20 protein-coding genes are annotated in these 22,081 nt (G+C 67.1%); 9 read left to right on the plus strand and 11 right to left on the minus strand.

The window, feature by feature from the left end:
* Positions 1-258: 258 nt before the first annotated feature.
* Both A6P39_RS42230 and A6P39_RS42235 read right to left on the minus strand, forming a co-directional pair.
* A complete protein-coding gene (locus A6P39_RS42230) occupies positions 259-930 on the minus strand; it encodes a hypothetical protein (RefSeq protein ID WP_275884245.1) in 672 nt (223 codons plus the stop codon).
* Positions 931-1,564: 634 nt separating this feature from the next.
* Positions 1,565-2,563 (minus strand): ParA family protein, encoded by a 999-nt coding sequence (locus A6P39_RS42235; RefSeq protein ID WP_275884246.1) that lies wholly within the window; start codon positions 2,561-2,563, stop codon positions 1,565-1,567.
* A gap of 1,900 nt (positions 2,564-4,463) precedes the next feature.
* Between A6P39_RS42235 and A6P39_RS42240 the strand changes: the two genes are divergently transcribed.
* Both A6P39_RS42240 and A6P39_RS42245 read left to right on the plus strand, forming a co-directional pair.
* Positions 4,464-5,201 carry a ParA family protein gene (locus tag A6P39_RS42240; RefSeq protein ID WP_275884247.1) on the plus strand — a complete coding sequence of 246 codons (738 nt, stop codon included), beginning with the start codon at positions 4,464-4,466 and terminating at the stop codon, positions 5,199-5,201.
* Positions 5,201-6,274 carry a ParB/RepB/Spo0J family partition protein gene (locus A6P39_RS42245; protein WP_275884248.1) on the plus strand — a complete coding sequence of 358 codons (1,074 nt, stop codon included), beginning with the start codon at positions 5,201-5,203 and terminating at the stop codon, positions 6,272-6,274. Before A6P39_RS42240 ends, A6P39_RS42245 begins: the two co-directional genes overlap by 1 nt.
* Positions 6,275-6,398: 124 nt before the next feature.
* Here A6P39_RS42245 and A6P39_RS42250 read toward each other — a convergent pair whose 3' ends face one another.
* From A6P39_RS42250 to A6P39_RS42260, 3 genes are all read right to left on the minus strand, one after another.
* Complete coding sequence (locus A6P39_RS42250; protein WP_275884249.1) at positions 6,399-6,527, minus strand: hypothetical protein; 129 nt, start codon at positions 6,525-6,527, stop codon at positions 6,399-6,401.
* Between the two features lie 7 nt (positions 6,528-6,534).
* Positions 6,535-6,963: a hypothetical protein gene (locus tag A6P39_RS42255; RefSeq protein ID WP_275884250.1), complete on the minus strand. Its 429-nt coding sequence runs from the start codon at positions 6,961-6,963 to the stop codon at positions 6,535-6,537.
* A 292-nt stretch (positions 6,964-7,255) separates the two neighbouring features.
* The gene (locus tag A6P39_RS42260) at positions 7,256-8,212 is read right to left on the minus strand and encodes a DMT family transporter (RefSeq protein ID WP_275884251.1); all 957 of its coding nucleotides are present in this window, start codon (positions 8,210-8,212) and stop codon (positions 7,256-7,258) included.
* A gap of 50 nt (positions 8,213-8,262) precedes the next feature.
* Between A6P39_RS42260 and A6P39_RS42265 the strand changes: the two genes are divergently transcribed.
* Positions 8,263-8,778 carry a MarR family winged helix-turn-helix transcriptional regulator gene (locus A6P39_RS42265; protein ID WP_275884252.1) on the plus strand — a complete coding sequence of 172 codons (516 nt, stop codon included), beginning with the start codon at positions 8,263-8,265 and terminating at the stop codon, positions 8,776-8,778.
* Positions 8,779-8,975: 197 nt separating this feature from the next.
* Here the strand turns inward: A6P39_RS42265 and A6P39_RS42270 are convergent, their stop codons facing one another.
* A complete protein-coding gene (locus A6P39_RS42270) occupies positions 8,976-10,295 on the minus strand; it encodes a WXG100-like domain-containing protein (protein ID WP_275884253.1) in 1,320 nt (439 codons plus the stop codon).
* Positions 10,292-10,654: a hypothetical protein gene (locus A6P39_RS42275; RefSeq protein WP_275884254.1), complete on the minus strand. Its 363-nt coding sequence runs from the start codon at positions 10,652-10,654 to the stop codon at positions 10,292-10,294. The genes A6P39_RS42270 and A6P39_RS42275 overlap by 4 nt, the downstream gene beginning before the upstream one ends.
* A 1,320-nt stretch (positions 10,655-11,974) precedes the next feature.
* On the opposite strand from A6P39_RS42275, the gene A6P39_RS42280 reads away from it, so the two are divergent.
* From A6P39_RS42280 to A6P39_RS42290, 3 genes are all read left to right on the plus strand, one after another.
* A complete protein-coding gene (locus A6P39_RS42280; RefSeq protein WP_275884396.1) occupies positions 11,975-13,024 on the plus strand; it encodes a bifunctional DNA primase/polymerase in 1,050 nt (349 codons plus the stop codon).
* Positions 13,021-14,574 carry a DNA primase family protein gene (locus A6P39_RS42285; RefSeq protein ID WP_275884255.1) on the plus strand — a complete coding sequence of 518 codons (1,554 nt, stop codon included), beginning with the start codon at positions 13,021-13,023 and terminating at the stop codon, positions 14,572-14,574. Before A6P39_RS42280 ends, A6P39_RS42285 begins: the two co-directional genes overlap by 4 nt.
* A 210-nt stretch (positions 14,575-14,784) precedes the next feature.
* Positions 14,785-15,168, plus strand: coding sequence for a DUF6009 family protein (locus tag A6P39_RS42290; protein WP_275884256.1), 384 nt, complete (start codon positions 14,785-14,787; stop codon positions 15,166-15,168).
* A 159-nt stretch (positions 15,169-15,327) separates the two neighbouring features.
* Here the strand turns inward: A6P39_RS42290 and A6P39_RS42295 are convergent, their stop codons facing one another.
* The 3 genes from A6P39_RS42295 to A6P39_RS45730 all read right to left on the minus strand — a co-directional run bounded on the left by A6P39_RS42295 (position 15,328) and on the right by A6P39_RS45730 (position 17,726).
* On the minus strand, positions 15,328-16,266 hold the full coding sequence (locus tag A6P39_RS42295) for an alpha/beta fold hydrolase (protein WP_275884257.1): 939 nt from the start codon (positions 16,264-16,266) through the stop codon (positions 15,328-15,330).
* A gap of 121 nt (positions 16,267-16,387) precedes the next feature.
* Positions 16,388-17,353: an RNA polymerase sigma factor gene (locus A6P39_RS42300; RefSeq protein WP_275884258.1), complete on the minus strand. Its 966-nt coding sequence runs from the start codon at positions 17,351-17,353 to the stop codon at positions 16,388-16,390.
* Between the two features lie 79 nt (positions 17,354-17,432).
* Positions 17,433-17,726, minus strand: coding sequence for a hypothetical protein (locus A6P39_RS45730; RefSeq protein WP_375991891.1), 294 nt, complete (start codon positions 17,724-17,726; stop codon positions 17,433-17,435).
* A gap of 109 nt (positions 17,727-17,835) precedes the next feature.
* Here A6P39_RS45730 and A6P39_RS42310 point away from each other — a divergent pair, with 109 nt between their 5' ends.
* Together A6P39_RS42310 and A6P39_RS42315 are read left to right on the plus strand one after the other, a co-directional pair.
* The gene (locus A6P39_RS42310; protein ID WP_331454226.1) at positions 17,836-18,282 is read left to right on the plus strand and encodes an acyl-CoA thioesterase; all 447 of its coding nucleotides are present in this window, start codon (positions 17,836-17,838) and stop codon (positions 18,280-18,282) included.
* Between the two features lie 304 nt (positions 18,283-18,586).
* The gene (locus A6P39_RS42315) at positions 18,587-19,618 is read left to right on the plus strand and encodes a M28 family peptidase (protein WP_275884260.1); all 1,032 of its coding nucleotides are present in this window, start codon (positions 18,587-18,589) and stop codon (positions 19,616-19,618) included.
* 865 nt (positions 19,619-20,483) lie between these two features.
* Here A6P39_RS42315 and A6P39_RS42320 read toward each other — a convergent pair.
* A complete protein-coding gene (locus A6P39_RS42320) occupies positions 20,484-20,954 on the minus strand; it encodes an SsgA family sporulation/cell division regulator (RefSeq protein WP_275884261.1) in 471 nt (156 codons plus the stop codon).
* 320 nt (positions 20,955-21,274) lie between these two features.
* On the opposite strand from A6P39_RS42320, the gene A6P39_RS42325 reads away from it, so the two are divergent.
* Complete coding sequence (locus A6P39_RS42325; RefSeq protein WP_275884262.1) at positions 21,275-22,081, plus strand: alpha/beta hydrolase; 807 nt, start codon at positions 21,275-21,277, stop codon at positions 22,079-22,081.

Below are 22,081 nucleotides of genomic sequence, written 5' to 3' on the forward strand. Positions count from 1 at the left end.
AGAAGCAGTTGTAGGCCCGGTTCTCCCTCTCCGTAAAGAAGAGGAACCGAGCCGGGCGCAAGGCGGCCAGAGTTCGTGGCGCGCAGCGCTGGAGTGCAGGGCCGCTCGGTATGGCCGCACCCTTGTGCGCACCGGCGGCCTTGGGGCCAACCTCACTGATCTGCTCGGGCTGGCGGGGCGGCCCCAAAGCGCTCTACCCCAGGGGTTGGACGTGCGCGGCGCGCGGGAGTGTCCTGGACTGCTACATCAACGCGGCGGTCAACTGTGCAGCGGTCCTTCTGCCTCGAGGTCCTGCAAGAACCTGTCGAGTACACCCGAGTAGACATGGACGGCGATTCGCGCATGCCCAGCTTCGCGCAGGTCGTTGGCCAGGGGTGCCGCGACGGCGAACACCTCGGGACTGACTCGGTGGCTGGCCTGCTTTCCCGTGCCCACGTCAGTCTCACGAGAGAGCAGGAACTCCTCCGCGAGTTCGAGCTGTTCCTCTATGGTCTGCGGCAGGTACAAGGACATGGCGGCATCTACGTACTGGGCGGCGGTCAACGACTTGCCCGATGAAGAGCAGTCCTGCGCCACGCGCTTGCTGAGCTGCGCGACCAGATCGGGTGCGAAACGGAAGGGATGGGTCTGCCACCCTTGGCGCCGGAGTTGGAGGTCCAGCCGACTGCTACGCCAAGAGTTCAGCAGGGCCTGATGTGCCGGCCCGATCTTGGAACTCTGGCGTGAGCCGCCGGTTCGCTTACGACGTGGTCCCGAGGGTGCTTGGCGAGTGTCGGTGTCCTCCGCCGGCGGCTGTGATGCCGGGAGCTGCTTGCGCGGCCGGTCGTCATGCGATGCGTCGAGAGCATCCGGATGCCGATCGGTCGACTTCTCAGCCGACGGCTCGGATGCGGAGGTCTCCTCCCCCGGCCGGTCGTCGTGCGAGGTCACAGGAACATCAGGATGCCGATCGCTCGCAGGCTCGATAACGGCAGCACGAGGCGATACCTGCTGAGCGCGCCCGGACGACTGTGCATTCCCGGCGTGTCGGGTACCGGCAACAGCCCCACGAGGTGTCTGCGATACGGCCGCCGCAGGCGGGAAGCCAGGCGGTTCTTCGTCCACCTCAAGATCAGCAGCAGGCGGCGCAGGGGTGTTGCGAGGCGCGCTTGCATCACTGTCGTCGACCACACGCGCGACGTTCAGGGGCCGCGCAGGAGAGCGAGGCTCGTTCAAGTCGGCGGCATTCGACTGCGCAGGTGCATCGTCCTGCGGTGGGTTTTGCGGGGCCGCAGCGGAAGCAGCAGAAGGTGCGCTCGGCTCTCCGGCGACGGCCGAGTCGGCACCCTCCGCGGGTGTACTGGGCGCCGGCACTGCCTGCGGCTGAGGGGTAAGCGATGCCGGCGTCGACATGCCCAGGCCCGGCGGGGAGCCGGCACCCTGTCCGAGCACCGATCGAGCCGCGACCGTCGCCGCGCCGGACAGCGCGGGATTGTCGAGCAACCCGGCACGAGGCCGCAGTGCGGCCCGCTTGGTGGCCTTCTTCTTGGGCTTCCTCGACTCCGCTTCGGAGGTCTCAGGCTCCTCAGGCATCGGCGCTCTCCTCGATCAGGACCGGCTCGGCGATCGTCCACTTCTGGCGTGGCAGCTCGATGCGGTCCAGGATCTCCTCGACGACGCTGGTGTACTGCTTGCCGCACGAATGGTTGGGGAACCTGACTACGGCTGGGCGGCCATAGATGTACGACTCCGAGATGCGGACGTCCCGGCGTACGTCCGTGACGAACGGGAAGAGTCCTCGCCCGGGTTCGGCGTTGATGCCGTCGCCGATCATCGCGTTGCGGATGTCAACGTCTTGTGCGGTCCAGGCCGACTCCGGATTCGACCGGTTGAGAAGGGCGCCCAGGAGCTGGGGCTTGCATTCACCGCCGGTGTTCGTCTCGACCGCGTGCGTGGCCGCACTCAGAACCAGTGCGCCCTTGATGGACTGGTACTCCGGGAGGCAGATGGTGATGACGTAGTCGGCCGCTGCCAGTGCCACGGCGTTGAGATGCGAGACGGCTGGCGGTGTGTCGATGAGGACGAAATGGAAGCCACGTGCCTCTCGCAACAGCATGTGACGAAGGGTCGCGGTCTCCTTGTAGGGCCGGGTCACGAAAGCGTTCTGGGCGGCTGACATGGAAGCTTCTTCGGAGGCGAGAACACACAGTGCTCCGTGCTCTTCGAAGCCCTCGAGCACGTCCGCGGTGCGATCGAACATCGCTTGCTTGAGATGGGGGCGGGGAAACCCTTGAAGCTGCATCTGCAGGATGTAACCGAGGGAGCGCTGGAGTTCAGCCTGGCTCTCGACCGGATCGTCGAGACCGCCCAGGGTGACGCCGAGCGCGGTGCCGGCCTGGGCTTGTGGCTCAAGATCGACGATCAAGACGTTGTAACCCGCCATGGCAAGACGTGAACCAAGGTTCACGGTGGTGGTCGTCTTGCCGACTCCGCCCTTCTGAGTAGCGATGGCGATCACCGCGGGCGCGGGAAGCGCTGCCTCGGTGGCGTCGTCAATGGCGCTCGCATTGGCTGTTGTGGTCATCGCGAAGGCCTCCGGAGCAGGGAGAGAAGGTGGCTGCGGGTGACACCCAGGCGGCTGTCGCGTCGTGTCACGAAGGTGGGCAGTATCTGTGTGGCTTTGCTGGCCTGCTGTTGCATCACGGGAGTGCTCTGCTGTTTATATCGGACATTGCGGGCGTGCCTCGTGCGCGGGATCCTTGATGCCCGTGTCACGACGCGACACGAGTGACCATAACAGGAAGATGCGATCAATGCTGGTGCTGGAGCAAAGCAACTAGCGTGTCGGCGCGATGGGGTTGACTCAGGCGCGGGTGGAGACGAGGTGGCGAAGGCTCGCGCCAGTGGTGGCGAAGGTGGCTCGACTCCAATGAAGTCGAGCACGAGCCGTCCTGGAAGCGGTGCGCTGCGCATAGAAGCAGGCGGCATTCAACGTCATCGGATGTGCGAGGTGACGTAGGTGAGGGTGTGTGAGTCAAGTGGAGCGCTTGCATGCTCGCATCTCACGCAAGGCAGGCGGGTGAGCGCACCAGCAGCGAGTAGGTGCATTCGAGGCGCACAACCAGGGCGACGACGGTCAGTAGACAGCTACAAAGGTCAATACCTACAGAGATGAGAACATCCCTACAGACATACCTACCTGCCTACCTGGATACCTACAAGCATCCCTACAAAGAAGCCTACAGAGGTGGCTGAACTGATGGATAGACTGATGCCGGACAGGGTCAGCAGTGAGAAGGGTGCGTTGGTGTCGACTTACGTAACGAGGATGGTCACTGACACTGTGGCAGGCAGTATCTCTGTGACGGCAGATTAAAAATGACACACAATGAAGGGTTAACTCATCTCGAGATGATGACTTCTCATCAAGCTGATCTCGGGTGCACGATCTCAGCACTCATGCAGCGCTCATTCGTTACGTGATAGCGCGTGCCAGATGGCATGGCGATCAGTGCAACACTACTTTCTTGATTCGACTGGAGAGTCGTTACGACTATCTCTCGGCGGCACGAATCGCACACACGGTTCAACTGAGCTGTTAATGTCCTCAGCGCACGACGAGTCGAAGCGCAGAAGACAGGGCGTCTGTCTGTCTCTGGAACACAGCGAGTGCCGCACCGGCAATGCAGCTTCATGGCCGCAGACGCAGCGGGGCAGCAGCCTGAAGCCACGCATGTCGTCGGCACTCAGCAGCCCGACCTTGTGGGGAGAGCACCCGCAGTCATCTGTGCAAGACGGATCAGGAACATCGGAGTGGAAGGCTGCTCCAGGATCTGTCGGGATCACGTCCGCCGAAGACGAAGTGGTGTAGCGACAGGGAGTGGGCGACTCGGCTGGTCAATGCCCGCGCTGGGATCGGCGCTTCGGCAAGGTGCCGATTCCGCCGCTGCGAGCGGCGCAGACGTGGCCGAGGACTTCTGATGGCGTTCACCGTAGAGCCGGTCACCGGAGTACGGCGGTCTGGATTTCTGCACCACTTCGCTGGACGTGGCCGCTTGCGGCTCTGTTGCACGGTCGTCAAGCCGCGCAACAGACCCGGATACCCGCTTCCCCGGTCATACACGCAAGTGCGCGCCTTCTTCACGGCACGCCTCTCTCCAGGTACTTCTCAACGGACAGCTAAAACCCGGTTTTGACGTTGCAGCCCTGGCCCCGCTCACGGACGCCAACCCCGTCCGTGCCCCCTCCCACCGGACCGGACCGGGCCGGAGCCAGAGCCCGATACACGAAGCGAGCGCATGCAGGCCCAAAGGGAAGAATGGCCGGCTCGGCCCGCGAGCAGCCTCGGCTCGGCTATCGACACCTGCTCGGCAGGGCGCAACCGAAAGCCTCTGTCGAGACGGGACATGTGACATGCTGTGACGGTCCGCTAGTACCGACCCCGTCTGGGGCCGGGAAGCACACGGAGTCCTGGAGTACCACTCATGGCACGGATCACCGCGCTCATCAACCGCAAGGGCGGGGTCGGGAAATCAACCCTCACCGTCAACACGGCTGCCATAACCGCCCACGTTCTGGGCCAATCCCCACAAGACGAGCCCGACTACGTCGCTGCCGTCTCTGCTGACCCTCAAGGCTCAACCACTTGGTGGTCTGAACGCGTGGGCAACGAACTCCCCTTCTCCTTCATCCAGACGAAGTCACGCGCCGACCTGGAGTTCTTCCCCGAACTCAAAACATCTCGCAAGGTCAAGCACGCCTTCATTGACACTCCCGGCTGGATAGATCTCCCCGAGGACGAGAAGCAGCATGCAGGCGACCCCTTCGGCAACAGCGCCGCAGCCGACGCCATGCGTGCCGTACTGGAGGTGGCGGACGACGTCATCGTTCCCATCGAACCCGAACCGCTGGGCTTCATGCCTACCAGGGACACGATCGAGGAAGTCGTCAAGCCGCTCGGCAAGCAGTACTGGGTCGTCATCAACAACTGGGACCCCCGTGACGGTGAAGCTGACCTCGAACAGACGAAGAACTATGTCCGCAGTCAGGGCTGGAACCTCGCCAACACCGTGATCCGACACTACAAAGTCCACACACGAGCAGCGCTCGAAGGCCTCGTCGTCACCCAGTACAAGAAGAACCGGGTAGCGATGGAAGCCCGTGAGGACTTCTACAAGCTGTCACTCGAGATCGGCGCCGGTGGCAAGAAGGGCCAGCGCTGATGTCGGGAACGAAGAAGAAGGACTGGAACGACCTCCTCGGCAGCAGCAACACCAGCACGCAAAGCCCCGCGGACTCGAAGGAGTCACCGGCAACTGTGCTCATGCACACCATCGTCGGTAACCCGGCCAACCCGAGGCCCGAAGAGGACTACACCGACGACGATCCCGAGTTTCGCGAGCTGAAGGCCTCCATGAAGGAGATCGGACAGCTCCAGCCGCTCGCCGTCGTCTCCCGCCCGGTCTTCGAAAAGGCCAAGCACGAGATCATCGCCAGCCTCTCTGCGAAGGTCCGCAAACTCATCGGGGAAGCGGACTGGGTCGTCGTGACCGGTAACCGACGGCTGGCCGCGGCCCGCCAACTCGGATGGACCCGGATCGACATCCGCGTTCAGAACCAGCTTGGTGATGAGGACGGCCGCATCGATGAAGCCGTGATCATCGAGAACATCCATCGGAAAGCCATCGCTCCGATCAGGGAAGCCAACTACTTGCAGGGCATGCTGAAGCGATACGGCTCTCAGGAGAAGGTGGCCGAGCGCATCGGGAAGTCCCAGGTATACGTATCGCAGCGCCTGGCCCTCCTGAAACTCGCGCCCGACCTGCAGGACGAGGTAGAGGCCGGCACGCTGAAGATCAAGGAAGCCAGGCAACTGGCCGGCCAGACTGAGAACCACGAGGAGCAACGCACCCGGGCCGCTGACCTGAAGCGGCACGCTGCCGAGCCCAAACCTTCGCGTGCACCGGCTAGGAAGCAAGTTCAAAACCCGGTTTTGAACCAGCCGGCGACGGCGGACGCCACGCCCGACGGGGGGAGCGACGTGGCTCCGGTTCAAAACCCGGTTTTGAGCGAGTCGCGCGACGATTCCGCACCGGCGCAGAACAACGTCCCCGAGCCCCGAGAGGCTTCTGCTGCCGAGTCCTCTGACCGTCAGCCAGCGATGAAGATGTTCCCGTACCACGACGGCACGGAGGCAGGAAACCTCATCCTGTTCAAGATGCCGCCGGAAGAACGCGACAAGGTGTGCGACATGCTTCTGCGTGACAGGGAGAAGCGCGCGACGAGCGTCAGCTGACCTCAACAGAGCGGCCGCGCTGTTGTTGCTTCAGTCATCACAGCGGGGCCGCTTGTCTCTGCGCCCTCAGCCGCCTCGGCAGGGACCGTCGGCGTGGTCGGCTGCCCGGTGCCCGCGCCGTCCCTCAGGGCACGGGCGCTGCTGTGCCGTCGGCGGCGCGGGCCCAATGGACCCGTACCGTGCCGTTGGCCTCCAGCTGGTACGGGCGGCCGCGCACACAGCACTTCCCACGCGGGATGATCTTCGTGGCCACGGTTTCCTCACTGCTCGTTGGGCGTGTGGCTGAGCGCGGCACGGAAGGCGGCCAGTGTCTCCTCGTCAAGGATGCGGTAGCCATGCACCTTCCCGGAGCCGGGCCCAAGAGCGATGAGCGGGGACTTCAGCCCGCTGTCCCACCAGCCTTCCGTGGCTCCTCGCTTGAGGACGCGGGTCAAGGCGCCTGCATGGCCCCTGAGACTGGAGTCGTTTCTCTCTCGCAGATCGTCCGCCGCTACCTCGCCGCCCCGAGCGACGACCTCGCGAAGGATGCGTCGGGCGCGCGGCTGCGTGAGTGCCTCGCAGAAGCGGCGGGCGCGCTCGGTGTTCCAGCCGGGGTCGCGGCGGAGAGCGGTCCGGTGCTTGTCGAGTAGTGCCAGAAGATCGCTCTCGAACTCAGGGGTCGGATCCTTCACGCTGACGGTGATCTCCACACGGGCTCCCGTTGCATTAGACGCGAATAAAGCCGAATAGACCGTACCGCCCCGACGCCCGGTCAGGCAGGGTCTGCTCGCGTCTACTGGTCGAGGTGAGGAGGCGCGGGTCGTCGGCGTTGGCGGTGGTCCGGGATCTACGTGACTACCGGGATCCCGGGCCCGGTGGAGATGCTGGAGGAGTTGAGAACGATGCGCCGGCCCGTGGGCTCTCAGCCGGCACCAGGCGCATCAAGCCGGCAACGCCACTCTGCGGCGGGCGCAGGAGGAGCCGAATGAGCATGGCGCTCGGTCAACGGTCCTGCTTTGTGGCGCGGTTGGTCTCTGGCCGGTCGAGGCAGGTGGTTCGGCCGACAGATGTGTCCCGACTGGAGTCTGCTCCGGTTGCACGGGATCGGACACAGGCGGCGACCGTGACGGCGATGGGTTGCCCGAGCACGATCCCGAGCAGGACAAGGATCAGTCCGCATATCTGCTGCAAGGTGAGGGTCTCTTTGGCGATGACGGTGCCGAGCAGCACGCCGGTGACCGGGTTCAGCAGTCCGACCAAGCCGACAGTGGCTGCCGGCAGACGGCGCAGGCCGGCGAACCATGCGGCGAAGGCGACCGCGGTCGCGACGACGGCGACGTAGGCGAATCCGAGGACCGCACTCGCGTCGAGTTCGGGCGGCGCTCCTTCGTGGACGATGGCCAACGGAAGCACGACCAGGCCTCCGGCAATGAGTTGCCAGGATACCGAGGCGAGGACGTCGACTTCAGCGCTCCACCGCTTCGCGAGCACGTAGCCGAAGGAGGACGTCACCATTGCTGTGGCCGATGCGAGGACGCCGAGTGCGTTCAGGGTGACGGTGCCGGTGAGCAGCATCAGGCATACGCCTGCGATACCGATGCCGCCGCCCAGCAGCGGGAGGCCGCGGGGGCGTCCCCCGATCACGGCCCAGGCGAGCAGCATCAAGGCCACCGGTGAGGCCGCCATGATGGTGGAGGCGATGCTCGTAGGCAGCAACTGGGCCGCGAGGTAGACCAGGGCGAAGAAGGACCCCATGTTGAGGGTGCCGAGAACCAGCGACTTCCACCACCACGCTCCGTGGGGAATCTGCCGACACAGGGCCAGCAGCAAGACCCCTGCGGGCAGAGCCCTGATCGCCGCGCCGTAGAGCGGGTGGTCGGTGGGCAGGTATTCGTGGGTGACGAAGTAGTTCGTCCCCCACGCGACCGGAGCGATCGCCGTCACCAGTGTCCATCGCATAGTAGCTTCCATGGAAGGATTATAGCTTCCATGGAAGGTATAATGAACTTGTGAACGACTACGAGGATCACGTCGCCCGTATCCAGGCCGAGTGGGCTCGTGAGCGCCCTGATGTGGATGTGAGCCCCCAAAGGGTGATCGGCCGGCTCCATCGCCTCGCCGGTCTTCTGACCGAGCAGCTATGCCTGGTCTACCGACGTTACGGATTGAACGAGGGAGAGTTCGACGTTCTGGCGGCGCTCCGCAGGGCTGGGGACCCCTTCGAGCGCGCCCCGGGCGAGCTGGCCACGTTCACTATGGTCACCACGGGCGCGATGACCAAACGCATCGACCGGCTCGAACGCAACGGTCTGGTCACACGTCGCCGCTCCGCCGAGGATGGCCGAGGACGCGTGGTCGCACTCACCCCGGCAGGAAGGGAGCTGATCGACCGGGCCTTCGCCGACCACATGAGCAACGAACGCCGCCTACTCGACGAACTCAGCACCGATGAGGCCGCGCGTCTCGAGACACTGCTCACCGCCTGGCTATCACGTGTCGAGCCGCCTACCAGCGCACCGGAGTGACTCCTTCGAAGCCTTGGCGAACCGTGTCGATCACGCTCCCAACACCAAGGCCGCGTTCACCGACCTGCCTTCGGTGGACAAGAAGCTCTTCAAGGGAGCCTCACCCCGGGACACGGCAACACCGCATCGTCCACCTACAACGCGCACCTGTCACGCGCCGTACGAAGAGCTTGAGCACGCCAATCGCAGGTGAGGCGTCAGAGGCTCTGGTCCTGGTCGACGACCTGAGGCGTCGTCCCGGTATCGGTAGGACTCCAGGGGTCCTGCCAGCCTGGAGGCATCTGAACGGGCCGCGCTCCCCAAGCCTGTGAATGCGCAGTCCCCAAGCTTTCATCGCCCGGCTCGCTGTCGGCCCAGGGGGTGTCGCCCGGTTCGAACGATGCCATCGGAGCGGGCACTTGCTCATGGGCTGAGCCGTCCACGTCCTGCCACACCTCGGGACCCTCCAGACCAGTAGCCTCGCTACGGAGGGGGACTGTGGAGTTCGTCGGGGCGTCCACCACGGGCGGTCGGCCGGACGACGACGAACCTCCGCCCGTTACCCGCACGGGTGGGTTCAAGATGCCTTCCAGTTTGCCTTCCAGATGATCGGCAGGGGAGATCGATCCGAGATTCCTGGGGTTCATCGCGGTGCGACGAGAACCCCAGACGCCGTTGAACGATCCGTTGGCGGCGCCGGCGACATAGTCGCCGGACAATCCGAACGCGGCATCCTGGGCTGCTCCTTCCGCCATGCCGGCCAGCGCCGAGTAACCACCCTGCCATACCAGGTCGGCAGCTCCTGGCCCGAGAGCGCCGAACCTCGCCGCACGGACTCCCTTCGCCGGACCGTGCCCGAGCGCTCCGCCGAGCAGGCCCGCACCGAACCCAACGGCGCCACCGACCGCTCCGTTGACCGCGGCCACTTTCAGCTGCGAACCGTCCAGTGAGCGGCGGTGGTGCTGGGCCAGTTCAATGACCTGTGCCAGCAAGGCGAAACCCTCTTGCGCCACCACTGACTCAGCGACCCGGGTCAGTGCGCGTGCGACGGCCTTGCGCAGGAAGCTCAAGCACAGCACCCGAGCCGCGGCGATCTCGGCCGCGGCAGCCTGCAGGCCCCCGAAGAAGAACAATAACGTCGCATCCACCATGAGTTGTGTCGCGAGCACGATCAGAGCGCCGGTGATCTCGATACGCAGGGTCTCAATCTCGTTCGCCAGATCATCCAGCGCATCAGCGGCGTCGTCACAGCAGCGGACGATGGTCGGAAGTACGGCACTGTCGTCGTCTCCCCACCCCCCGAGCAAAGTCGTCAGGAACTGGTCGATGGCCTCGCGCGTCGCCCCCTCCAGGCCGGTGTCCACGTGCTTGCGTACCTCGGCGACGTCCTGGGTACACGCATGGAGCGTGGTGGCCACACGCCGCCATGACGCTGCCTCGGCACGCAGCGCTGCTTCATCGCCGGTGGGCCATTTGTTTCCGACGACCACCATGAGCAGGTTCTGCAGCTCCGGCGGCACATGGTGAGCATCGGTCACGACGATTCGGCGCCCGGGTCGGCGAAAACTCGCGCAAGGTCGGTGACTGCTTCCACCGCGCTGTCCTCGGCCCGGGCGAAAAGACGTCGCGACGCGTCCAGGTTGTCCGCCAACTGTTGGAACAGCGCCGGGAGTTCCTGCACCGTGTTCACAAGGCCGGCGCGGGGCTGGGCGAAAGCGTCGCCGAATGCTTGCCCCAGCCCTGGGTCGTCACCCCAGGGAGTGGGTCCGGACCGAGCCATGGCATCCTGACTGTCCGCCGCGGCTCGCTGAGCCTTCCCAGCCGCAGCTCCGGCAGCCTTGACCGCGGCCATCAAGGCGGAAAAGTCGACCATCAACGTCCCGGAGGCGTCCGGCACGGGAGAGAAGCTGGGCAGCGGCAGTGCCGGGGCCGGAGCCGAGACGGGTGCATTCCTATAGCCGCCGGCAGGACCCGGCACCTCAGCCTGATTCATGTTCTCTTGCCCCGGCGACATGCGCACCCTTGACAGAAACCGACAGCCACCGCCGTAACAGTCACCGCGGGAGCCTACTGACCTCTGCATCACACCATCAGGCAGGAACCCCACCCGGCTGCCTTAACAGACTTCGAACACACATGCGCCTTAATTTTGGCGTGCCGTTGACGCCCGTCCGGGGCCGGAGTGTCACGCAACTCCGATCCCTCAAACCTTGCTCGCCGGAGTCAGTAACACATGTTAAGGCTCAGCGAAAGGCTCTCCCCTGGCAGACAAGCAACGTGTCTATGTGAGGTGAGCGCATCCTCCGGGAACCCGCAGGTCCCCTTCAGGGACCGACGGCAGGGTTTGAGGGCTGACACTGTGCTGTCCGTGGCCCTGTCCGGGGGCGGGCAAAACGGGCAGGAACGGGCGGGCAGGGGCCCACAGGGCTCACAGGGTCTGTCCCCAGGGCTGAAAAGGGCGGCGGGCTCCCTCGGTCCCTGCCCCTTGGTCCACGGTATTTTCCCAGGTCAGAGCAATTGCCCAAGAGCTGGGAGGGACTGTAGAGACCGAATATCGTAGTTATGACGTAGAGGATGAAGGCTTGCACACCCGCGCGCATACAACCCAACATGTTCAAGTCCAGCTCATCACTGCCGAGTTCGGTCCCTACAGTCCCTGCTTCTTTTTGAGATCAGGCATCTGACCTGCAACGATGCTCTCCGGTGGGGCAGCGGCTGCCCGCATGCCCGTCCCTACGTCCAGGTCCCTGGCCCCTACCTTGAGTACAGAGTTCCGATCTCTCGCCTCCCTGCTCCAGCGGTGAAAACGGATTGTGTTCTTCAGTCCTTCAGTCCCTAGGTGTGCGTGGCCGGCCAGAAGGGTGTGCAGATACGTGTCGCCACGGCCGGTGCGGGCCTGGTCCCTGCGGCCGGTGGTCCGGTCCCCAGCGGTCAGGACAAAGCGTGGTGACCAGCGTCCCCGAACAGCACACCTAGGGGGAGGGGCCGACCGTGCAGGGGCCCAAGGGACCCACTTCACTGACACGTACGACACGTGTTTCGACACGGACTCCTTTCTCCGTAGGATGGGCGATACACTTCTTTCGCATCAGAGTCCCTTCGGTCCCTGGCGGGGGGTCTTCCCGCGTCAGATGTGTGAAGTGATCGGGCATTCAGAGTGACAAGGACGATTCCCGTGCCGCACGAAGGTGTGAAACACGACAGCGCTGCCAGAGTCGTGCCCGGCCCGCCGCAGGCGGTCGCGCGGTGGTGTGCAGCCCAGGGCTGGCCGGTGCACCCTCTGGCTCCAGGGCGGAAGACCCCGGTGCGGAACTGCCCGGCCTGCTCTCGCCGCAGGCACCAACCTGCGGCGTGCCCCTGTCTGCCCGCAGGACGCCCTTGTCACGGTTTTCGCGCCGCCACTGCGGATCCGGTCCTTGTCGAGCGCTGGTGGGCCGACAATCCCTCGGCGGGGGTGGGTGTCGCCTGCGGTCCCGCGGAGCTTGTCGTCATTGACATCGACGCCCACCAGGCACCGTTTCCTGACCGGGCACACCTTCTCGCCGGAATCCCCATTCCCGAACAAGTGCGGCTCGACGGCCTGGCCTCCGGTTTCGACACGTTGGCTCTGTTGGCGGCCTACCGGGGTGAAACCTCCCCGGCAGAGGACGGAAACACGCTGCGAGTACGCACCCCTTCGGGCGGGCTCCATGTCTGGTATCGCAATCCCGACAGCTCCGTCCGCTACAGGTGTTCGACTGGCTCCGCCCGGCATACTGCTCTCGCCTGGCAGGTGGACGTACGTGCCGACGGCGGCTACATCGTCGCTCCGGGCACACGAACGCCGCGGGGTGTCTACCGCGCGGAAGGAACGACCCGCCATCCGGCGGTGCTGCCCGAGTGGCTCCAGCGTGAACTGCGTCGTACGGGACATTTGATCGAACCGCGGTCCTCCGCCGTCGCATCCACTGACGGCCCTTTGCCCCGGGGACTGGGCCGTTCGCGCGCGGGCTCCGTGCAGCAGCTCATCGATCCGCTGATCGCCCTGGTCGCGCAGTGCGCCGCAGCGCCGGAAGGGACCGGGTTCTCCGAGAAGCTCAACCGAGCTGCCTACACGGCCGGCGGACTGGTCGGGTCGGGGCATCTGCACCACGCCGCCGTTCGTGACCGACTCCTCCGTGTCGCCCACTACGCCCGCCCTCGACAGCAGGCGCGGAACGAGAAAATCGTCGATCACGCCCTTGCCGTAGGGGCCGTCCGCCCGCTCCATCTCAAGGGACGTCCATGAGCAGCAGCGCCGAAGGCTCACCACGGTTCGATCCGCGAGCCGCTGCTCAGCAGATGCTCGACCTGCAGGCAGCACACATGGTCCCTGGCATTGTCCGGCTGCCCACCCAGGGCCACCTGAACGTTTCTGTGCCGTTTCGGGGGCCCGGGGTCACCGAAACGGCCTCGCTGCTGCCTCCTTCCCTCTCGGACCGTGGAAACGCCCGCCTCTTCGTGCAGCGGCACCGCGATCAGTTCCGGCATATGGAGGGCCTTGGCTGGTTCTCCTGGGACGGCTACCGGTGGGAGCGCGCGGGAGGGGAGAAGGCCGTGTTGTGGGCCGCTGGGGAAATGGCCGAGGACATGCCCGTCACCGACCCGCGGGGAGTGTTCAGTGACCGCGAACTCGCGCAGCACAAGCGGCGTACGCTGTCCACGACCGGCCTGAAGGCCCTGCTGACCCAGGCGAAGGCCTCACCCGACATCTCCGTGGACTCCGACCAGATGGACGGGGATCCCTACGCCCTGTGCACCCCCGTCGGGGTGGTCGACCTGCACAGCGGGCACCTGCGCAAGCCGGACCCCACGCGTGACTTCCACTCCCGCGCCACCAGTGTCGCCCCTCAGGAGATGGAGACCCCTCGCTGGCACCGTTTCCTCACCGACACCTTCGGGGACGACGACGAGGGCCGGGAGATGATCGACTTCCTGCACCTGTTGCTCGGGTACTCCATCACCGGTGACGTGGGAGCCCAGGTTCTGCCCTTCCTGCACGGTGAGGGCAAGAACGGCAAGTCCGTGCTGCTCGACATCATGATCCAGATTCTCGGTGACTACGCGGACGTGGCCCCGCCGGGGTTTCTGATGGACCGTGGTGCCTTCTCGGAACACTCCACCGAGCTGACCGAACTGCACGGTCGCCGCCTGGTCGTGTGCAGCGAGCTGAAGCCGAACGACAAGTTCGACGAGGCACGCGTGCGGCTTCTGACGGGCGGTGACAAGATCAAGGCTCGTCGCATGCGGCAGGACTACTTCTCGTTCATCCCTACCCACCACCTGTGGTTGCTGGGCAACCACCGTCCCGAAGTCTCCACGGGCGGCTTCGCGTTCTGGCGGCGCATCCGCCTGCTTCCCTTCACCCAGACCGTCCCGGCGCGCCGCAGGATCGACAATCTCGCCTTCGAACTCGTCCGCGACGAGGGCCCCGGGATCCTGCAGTGGCTCATCCAGGGCGCGCAGCGCTATCTGCGCACCAGGGACCCGCTTGAGGGGCCCGACAGGGTGCGTATCGCCACGACGGCCTATGCCACCACGGAGGACCACATCGGCCGTTTCCTGGCTGAGTGCTGCACGCATGACGGTGATTCCGGCAAGGACCTGCGGGTGGAACAGGGGCTGCTCTACTCGGAGTACAGCGCGTGGTGCAACGCCGGGGAGGGGATCCGGCCCGCGACGCCCCGGGCCTTCGCCAACCGCGTCCGCCACGAAGTGGGCGTGGCCTCGCCGACCGACATGATCAAGTCGAACGGCCGGAAATATTATCCCGGAATCGCCCTGCTGGAGCACTCATGATGGCCGACACCGGTCGGCGCTCCCCACAACGCGCCCTACACCGTGGCCGTCGAGCGCTCTACGATGGTGGGCAGGCACCGTATACGTATACGGCGGCCCCCGGCAGAGCGGGCTGCCCTTCGGCGGCAGGGCGGGCCGGAGCGACACGGACAGACGCCCGGCCAGGTTCCATGGCCGGGGGAGCACGCCGATGAAGGAGAGGCTGCAGCCATGAGTTCGCTGTTGACCGAGAGCGACCTCATCCACGAGGCCGAGGTGGTGTGGCTGGAGAACCTCGAGGGGCTCGACTACGTCCGTCAGGCGCTGGACAAGACCAAGCGACGCAACACCAAGCCGCCGTATGTGCGCGACGGGCGCATGGTGGGATACGCGCTGCTGAGCGAGGACGCCTCCCCCGACCCCGACAGCGGCCTGTACAAGCGCCGGGTGTTCTTCCTGCTGCCCCATGACCGTGACAGCCTGCCCGACGGCCTGTACCGCGAGGGGGCCCCGGGAGAGGCCGTCGACCCGCGCACGATCGTCCCGAAGAAGCCGGGAGTGAAGACCACGAGGTCGCAGTGCGGCCCCGTGGTCGTAGCGACGTCCGCGCTCTGACGCCACGCCCGTCGGGAAGGCGCCTGCCCGAAGCGGACCTGCGTCTCCGTCCGATCCGGGCCGACAAACCCCCGTCACCACGACGAGTCGGGTACTCGGCGGGTTCACGGGCGTCCACCCGAATCCGGCGGACGCCCGCGCCGACGAGACCGTACCGCTCTACGCCTTCTGCGGGGTGCTGGTTTCGAAGACGAAGCCGCGCACCCCGTCCGCGAAGAGTTCGGGTTCTTCCATGTGGCCCAGGTGACCGCTGTTCTCGAGCACCAGCAGCCGCGAGTCGGGAATCAGCTCGTCGAGTTCCAGCCCCCAGCGCATGCCGCAGATCACGTCGTGCCAGCCCACGACGACCAGGGCGGGTACGGTCAGCCCCTTCAGCTCGGCCCGATCGTCGATGACGTCGGGCGTGAGGTCGTAGTCCAGCCCGGAGATGTACGTGGCCCGGATCGCGTCCCGGAACGGGGACAGCCGTTCCTCGTTGCCCCAGTAGTCGGCGAAGTACGACGGCAGCACGCCCCGGGCGACCGCCGTGGTCTGCTCGTCGGTCGACATGCCGGACATCGCGCCGAACGCGGCCAGTACGTCGGGCAGCCCCGGGTGGTCGGCGTGCCGCGCGGCGAATGCCTCCACCATGCGGGCGGCCTCCGCGCCGTGCTCGGGCCCGGTGACGGGGGCGCCCTCGTACAGCACGACGCCCGCAAGGCGCTCGGGGCGGTACAGGGCGTGGTAGGCGGCGACGAACGCTCCGTGCGAATGCCCCAGCAAGTACACCTTGGGCACGTCGAGCCGGTTGATCAGCGCCTCCAGGAAGCTGCTGTAGCGCTCCCGCGTGTACCCGTGCGGGTGCGAAGGCAGACGGCTGTCCTCGGCGGTGCCGATGGGCTCGACGTACACCATGGTCAGGTGCTCCTCGAGGGCGGGTGTGCGCATGTACTCCCAGTCGATGCCCGGGCCTCCGGAGTGCACCACGCACACCGGGCCGCTGCCGTGGACGTGGAAGCGCTGGACCAGCCCGCCCAACTGGAAGGAGTGAGTGCCGGGCGAGAGGGGGCCGGTGGTGGCCGCCGGGCCCTCGAGTCGCGTGGTGGAACGGTCGTTCATCGCAAGCTCCGTGTGGTGCGCAAGTGTCAGTGACACCGACATGACGTCGCGGAGGGCGGCAAGTTCGATCGCCGTTGTGTGATCTGGCTCACGGTGGCGACCGGTGGGGAGCGGCGTGGGCTCAGGACGCGGCAGGTGAGGATGCGGCCTGCGGCCGCGCCGCGTGGTACAGGGAGACCCTGTCGAAGCGACCGCCGTCCAGCGTCATGATCCACGCGACACCGGGCGGGCAGTGGTCCGGATCGTCCGGCGGGTTGAGGAGTTCCATCTCCCAGACGACCAGGGAGCGACCGGCCGTCACGTTCAGGGGGCGCTGACGTACGCCCGCTGAGAGGTCGCCGTCCATGCCCGCCAGCAACAGGTCGGCGCCGCCGAGCCGTTCGCCCGCGGCCAGCAGCGAGACCTCGCGGGAGTAGCGGTCCCTGACCACCTTGCCGAACTCTCCGCGCTCGGCGGCCGCGAGCGTTTCATGGGCTTCCAGCCAGCTGGCCTGCGTCCGGCGCAGCGCGTCGTCGTGTGCGGTGGCCGCCGTGGCGGTGAGGGCCTGGGCCAGCGCGGCGCGTGCCTGGTTCAACCGGCTGCGTACGGTGCCGACGGGAATCCCGCAGGCCTGGGCTATCTGCTGGTACGAGGTGATCCCGGTGGAGAAGTAGCGCAGGACCACCGGCAGACGCAGGGTCGGTGTCAGTGCCTCGACGGCCTCCCAGACCCAGTCCCGCAGTGCGTGCCTCTGCAGGACCTGCTCGGGCGTATCGCCGTCCGGCGGCAGCGGCACCTGTGCCAGCGGCTCGACCCGCCGGGAGGCGCGCAGCAGGGTCCGGCAGCTGTTGCGCACGATCATGCGCAGCCACGGTCCCACGGCTTCGGGATCGCGGACGTCCACGATCCGCCCCAGCGCCACCAGCGCCGCGTCCTGCATGACGTCGTCCACGTCCGTGCCCGGTCCCAGCAGGCTGATCGCCACCGCACGCATCCCGGGCCGGTGCCGCTCCAGCAGCTGGGCCAGTGCCGACACATCGCCCGCTTGCGCGGCCCGTGTCAGGATCGCGTCCTGGGCCGGCGCGGCGTTCTGCAGTGTTCCGTTCATAACTCGTCCCTCGGGCCTCAGTACCAGTGGTTGGCCTGCCAGAACGACCAGGCCCGGCAGGGGCTGCCGTAGCTGGGGTTCATGTGGTGTCCGCCAGGAGCGTGGTGTCCGCCAGCGTCGCCTGCGCATCGTTCGGCTGGGCGACACCTGCCGGGGCGACTGCGACGGCGCTTCCGGCAGCGGTGAACGTCGCGGCCGAGGCCACCACGACTTCCCGGACCGAAATCCGACTCACGCGCTTCCCCTCCGGTCCGTCCCCGCCGCCGTGACGCGACGGTTCACACATCTCGCACTTGCCGTTCCCGGCAATTTGAACACTCTGCCGTGCCGGGGCGGTCAGCGCAATCGGGAGGAAGCACGTGTGCAGGTTCACGCGCGATCCCGGCCGCACCCCTCCGATGTGAACCATCTCCTCCTCGCGGCTCGTGTAGGTAGAAGGTTTCCCAGCAGTCGGCGACCGTGGCGAGGAGAGGCTGAAGGGCATGTTCGAGGAGTTGACGAGGTCTTTCGAGGTCCGCTGGGACGACGTGGACCTGAACGGTCATCTGCGCAACACCAGATATCTGGAGTACGCCGCCACGGCCCGGCTCGCTTTCCTGACCGATTCGGGCTGGAGCCCCCGGGACCTGCTGAAGGCCGGGGTCGCCGACGTGTCGCTCGGTGAAGAGGTTCGCTATCGGAGAGAGGTCTTCCCGCTCGAAGTGGTGACCGTGGCCTCCCGCATCGTCGGCCTGAGCACGGACGGCGCACGATGGCGTTTTGAGCACACGTTTTCGCGGGAGGACGGGGAAGAAGTCGCCGTCGTGCGCACCCTGGGTGCATGGATCGACCTCGGTGTCCGCAGGATCGCCGCGCCGCCGGCCGGCCTGCGGACGGCCATGGAAGCGGCCCGGGCGGCCGACTGCGAGACCCTTGTGACGAAGTCTTGAGCCCGCGTACCGGGCCGGCCGCCCTGAGGGAAGCGGCCGCCCTCACATCGGGGAAGAGTGTGAGGACGGCCGCCCCGTTCCTGCGGCCGGGCCAGCCAGGAAACACCCCGGCCACAGGAGTTCTTCTCCGGGGCAACGGGAGGGAGGCCGGGGCGGGTTCACGCAGAAGACCGGAAAGTCGCGCCGAGTGCACCGGACATGCCGCGGTACCCCCGCCGCGGAACGGCTGTCAGCCCGTTCGTGATCAGGGCGTCCTGCGCCGGCGGACCCTGCGTCTTCGAACCAGCGGCGACCGGAGTACCGGATGACGAACGACCCGACAGCGCTCCCTGGCGCAGGCCCGGCCCCGGATGCTGCGCGGCTGCGGCGGCACGTGGAGTTCCTCGCCGCCGAGCCACGCAGCCGACGCCGGGCACCACGAGCCATGCGGCGCGCCGAGGAGTACGTCCATGACGAACTGACCGCCGCGGGCTGGCTGGTGGAGCGGCGGCCGTTCGACGTGCGCTGGCGGATCGGCTCGACGGACCGGCACGGTCACCGGACGCTCGCTCTCAAGCTGCGACTCCACCGGCGCCTGCGAGGGGCGAACCTCATCGCCTCGCTGCCCGGATCCGGCGACGGGCCGGTCGTGGTGGTAGGCGCGCACCTGGACAGCGTCAGTGGCAGCCCCGGCGCGGACGACAATGCCTCCGGTGTGGCGGTGGTGCTGGAGACGGCTCGCCTGTTGTCCGCGGCGCCCGTACCCCCGCGCGTTGTCCTGGCCGTGTTCGACATGGAGGAACTCGGCCTGATCGGAGCCCGCCAGGCGGCCCGCGAACTAGGCCGGAGCGGTGGTGTGCGGGGCATGATCTGCCTGGAGTCGGTCGGCTATTTCGCGGACACCCCGGACACTCAGCGGCTTCCCGCCGGCTTTGAACAGCTCTTCCCCGAGGCCTTTTCCCGGAGCCGGGCCGCGGGGCACCGGGGCGACTTCACTCTCGTGGTGCACCGGCGTTCCTCGGTCGGCGCCGCCGAGGTGTGGAGCCGGGCGGCCGCGGCGGCTTCCCCGGCGGCCCCGGCTCTGTTGCTGCGGGATCCGCGGCCCGACGGGCTGCTCGGCCTCCTCATCGGGCTGGCCGTGCCGCCCATGGGTCACCTGGGGCGCAGCGATCACGCGCCCTTCTGGAACCGGGGGATCCCCGCGCTGATGCTCACGGACACCGCGAACTTCCGCAATCCGCACTATCACCGGTCGACGGACACGCCGGCAACGCTCGACTACGCGCGCCTGTCCGCCGTCACCAGGGCCACAGCGGTGACCGCCGTCTCGTGGTCCGACGACGGGCGAACGGTGTGAACCCGCCGCCCCCGCCGATGAGTACCACCCCATCTCGGTTCACACGCGGAACACGTTCTTCAGCTCGGAGGGAATCCGGCGGCCACCCTGGAGGCGGCCGGATGGGCCATGGCGGCGGCCGTGAGCACCCAGCGGCAGGCGCTTTCGGAACCCCTCGCTGATGTGCCGACGTGCGACCCGCAGCACACCGCGGTGCCGGAGAGCGTGGGCCTGGTCCGCCGGGGCACCGGCGGATTCGTCGTCTGCCCCTCAATCGGTCGGGCGGACACTCGTACGCGTGCGCAGCGCGGTGGAGGCGAGGCTTGGCTCCCTGCGCGAGGCCGTCTCGGCCGCCGCCTTCGACCGGGCGCGCCCTCGCCGGGACGGTCGTGCCCCGGCTGCCCGGCTGCGCCGTCCGGCCGGCGCCGTAGGGCAGCCGTGTCCTGGACCTGGGCACCGGGGCGGGCGCTTCGCCTGGCCGTGCGGAGCTGGACGCGGCGGATCCGGCCATTGCCGCTCGGGTGTTCCGGCGCCGCGGGAACGCGGTGGACGCGTCACAGAAGGAGAGCCACGAACTGGTCTGGCTGCCGGTGCCGTCCCTGTCGCAGGAGGCGCTGCGGACCGTCCTGCCCCGCCTCGTCGAAGCCCTGGTGCCCGGCTGATGGTTGGTGGCGGAGGCCCACCTTGCCCTGGAGGACACGCTCCACCGCTGCGTCGGCCGGTGGACCGCGGTGCGCGCAGGCGGCAATCGCTTCGACACGGCGTGCCTGGGCGAGAACTCGTCGCCCCCGGGCTGACGGAGACGAGGACCTTCCCCACAGGTGCGGGCGGCCCCGTCCTCGTCGCGGCGCGGCGCCCCGAGCAGGGAGTGGAGCGCTGCGGATGATCACTCGGTCTGGGCCTCGGGGCTGTGCAGCAGGTCCGCGGTGGCCACGTTCCAGTCGACCTCGGCCAGTTCGTGACCCGCGGGGACCAACTCATAGGTGTAGTCGAGCCACTCCGCCAGCGGTGACACGGGCAGCTCGAACAGGGCCGCCATGTCACGCGAGGCCAGCCGCAGCCGCGCGGTCGCCCGTTCCTCCAGGTCCACCGGCCACATCTGGACGTCGCCGAGGCCACTCATCGAGTACAGCCCCTGCCGCAGGAGGTCTCGTCCGATACGCCACAGCACCCGCGGGCCGCCTGCGACGAGGAACTCCACGTCCACGGCCAAGGGGGATTCCGGGCTGAACCGGAACTCAGCCCTGATCGCCTGGCGCGCACAGACGTCCAGCACGCGCTCGATGTCCAAGGTCAGCCGAAGACGATCCTGCGCCCCCGTTCGGCCGGCTTGTACAGCTGGCTGGTTGCCGCTCATGACGGGTGGTCCTTCCCTGTGGCGGATGCTGGCCCGACTACTCTCGCCGCCGCGGGAGTGGAGCACATAAGTAGATTGACCGTCGAGCATCAACTCCTTCGGCGGTGGTCGGCGTGGACGCATGTCCGTCAATCGGACAGCGGTCCGTCTCCGGACGCCCGCTGCGGGAGCCCAACCCGTGGCGTCGGCCGGGCCCGGGTACGCCGCGGGCCACGAACATTAAGTCATTCGACTGTCGACCCTGCTCGGCGCTTGAACGATGCTGAAACAGTTGCCCGCATGTCGGTGCCGGGCGGTCGTCATGCTCGGAGGAGCCAACAGTGAACCGTACTCCCGTCGTCTTCATCCACGGCGCGTGGCTGCACGCGCTTTCCTGGGAGTCATGGGCCGAGCGCTTCGCCAGCCGGGGGTTCCTTACCCTGGCGCCCGGATGGCCGGGGGAGGCCGCCAAAGCCCAGGATGTGCGCAAGGCTCCCGAGTCGCTCGGCGGCGTCGGCCTGGACGCGCTGATGGACCACTACGCCGGGATCGTGAGGTCGTTCGAGATCGCGCCGGTGATTGTGGGCCACTCGGTCGGCGGGCTCATCGCGCAGCACCTCATCGGCGCCAATGTCGGCCGGGCCGCGGTGGCGATCGCACCCGCCCCGGTCAACGGCGTCCCGCTGTCCGCATCGCGGACCCGCGTGTGGGCCCCCGGCGAGGCGGATGCCGCGGACCGGTTGGTGTCCCTGTCCCCGGAGCAGTTCCACCGCGTCTTCGCCAACACCGTCGAGGCGGAGGAGTCCGACCGGCTCTTCGAGCGGTACGTGGTGCCGACACCACGTCGTCTGCTCGCCGACCTCGGATGCGCGGACGCCGACCGCAGCCCGCGCGCAGTGGCGGACATCGCCAACGTGGGTCGTGGCCCGCTCCTGCTGATCTCCGGGCAGGAGGACCAGCTGGTGCCCGACTCCGTGACCCGTGCCGTCTACAAGCAGTACGGCGACTCCACGGCCGTGACCGACCTGAAGCAGTTCGCGGACCGCGCCCACTCGCTGGTCATCGACAGCGGATGGCGCTACGTCGCCGACTACGTGCTCGGCTGGCTCGACGAACGCGGCATCCGCGCCCATCCCGCGGGGGGCTGA

It is taken from the genome of Streptomyces sp. FXJ1.172, assembly GCF_001636945.3.
Classification (GTDB): Bacteria; Actinomycetota; Actinomycetes; order Streptomycetales; family Streptomycetaceae; genus Streptomyces.

What these genes read in the sequence shown, in the direction of transcription:
- A6P39_RS42295 (WP_275884257.1), bottom strand. Translation starts at nt 16,266, where the DNA reads ATGAACGACCGTTCCACCACGCGACTCGAGGGCCCGGCGGCCACCACC.
- A6P39_RS42320 (WP_275884261.1), bottom strand. Translation starts at nt 20,954, where the DNA reads ATGAGCGGCAACCAGCCAGCTGTACAAGCCGGCCGAACGGGGGCGCAG.
- A6P39_RS42240 (WP_275884247.1), top strand. Translation starts at nt 4,464, where the DNA reads ATGGCACGGATCACCGCGCTCATCAACCGCAAGGGCGGGGTCGGGAAA.
- A6P39_RS42300 (WP_275884258.1), bottom strand. Translation starts at nt 17,353, where the DNA reads ATGAACGGAACACTGCAGAACGCCGCGCCGGCCCAGGACGCGATCCTG.
- A6P39_RS42310 (WP_331454226.1), top strand. Translation starts at nt 17,836, where the DNA reads ATGTTCGAGGAGTTGACGAGGTCTTTCGAGGTCCGCTGGGACGACGTG.
- A6P39_RS42290 (WP_275884256.1), top strand. Translation starts at nt 14,785, where the DNA reads ATGAGTTCGCTGTTGACCGAGAGCGACCTCATCCACGAGGCCGAGGTG.
- A6P39_RS42260 (WP_275884251.1), bottom strand. Translation starts at nt 8,212, where the DNA reads ATGCGATGGACACTGGTGACGGCGATCGCTCCGGTCGCGTGGGGGACG.
- A6P39_RS42245 (WP_275884248.1), top strand. Translation starts at nt 5,201, where the DNA reads ATGTCGGGAACGAAGAAGAAGGACTGGAACGACCTCCTCGGCAGCAGC.
- A6P39_RS42315 (WP_275884260.1), top strand. Translation starts at nt 18,587, where the DNA reads ATGACGAACGACCCGACAGCGCTCCCTGGCGCAGGCCCGGCCCCGGAT.
- A6P39_RS42285 (WP_275884255.1), top strand. Translation starts at nt 13,021, where the DNA reads ATGAGCAGCAGCGCCGAAGGCTCACCACGGTTCGATCCGCGAGCCGCT.
- A6P39_RS42235 (WP_275884246.1), bottom strand. Translation starts at nt 2,563, where the DNA reads ATGACCACAACAGCCAATGCGAGCGCCATTGACGACGCCACCGAGGCA.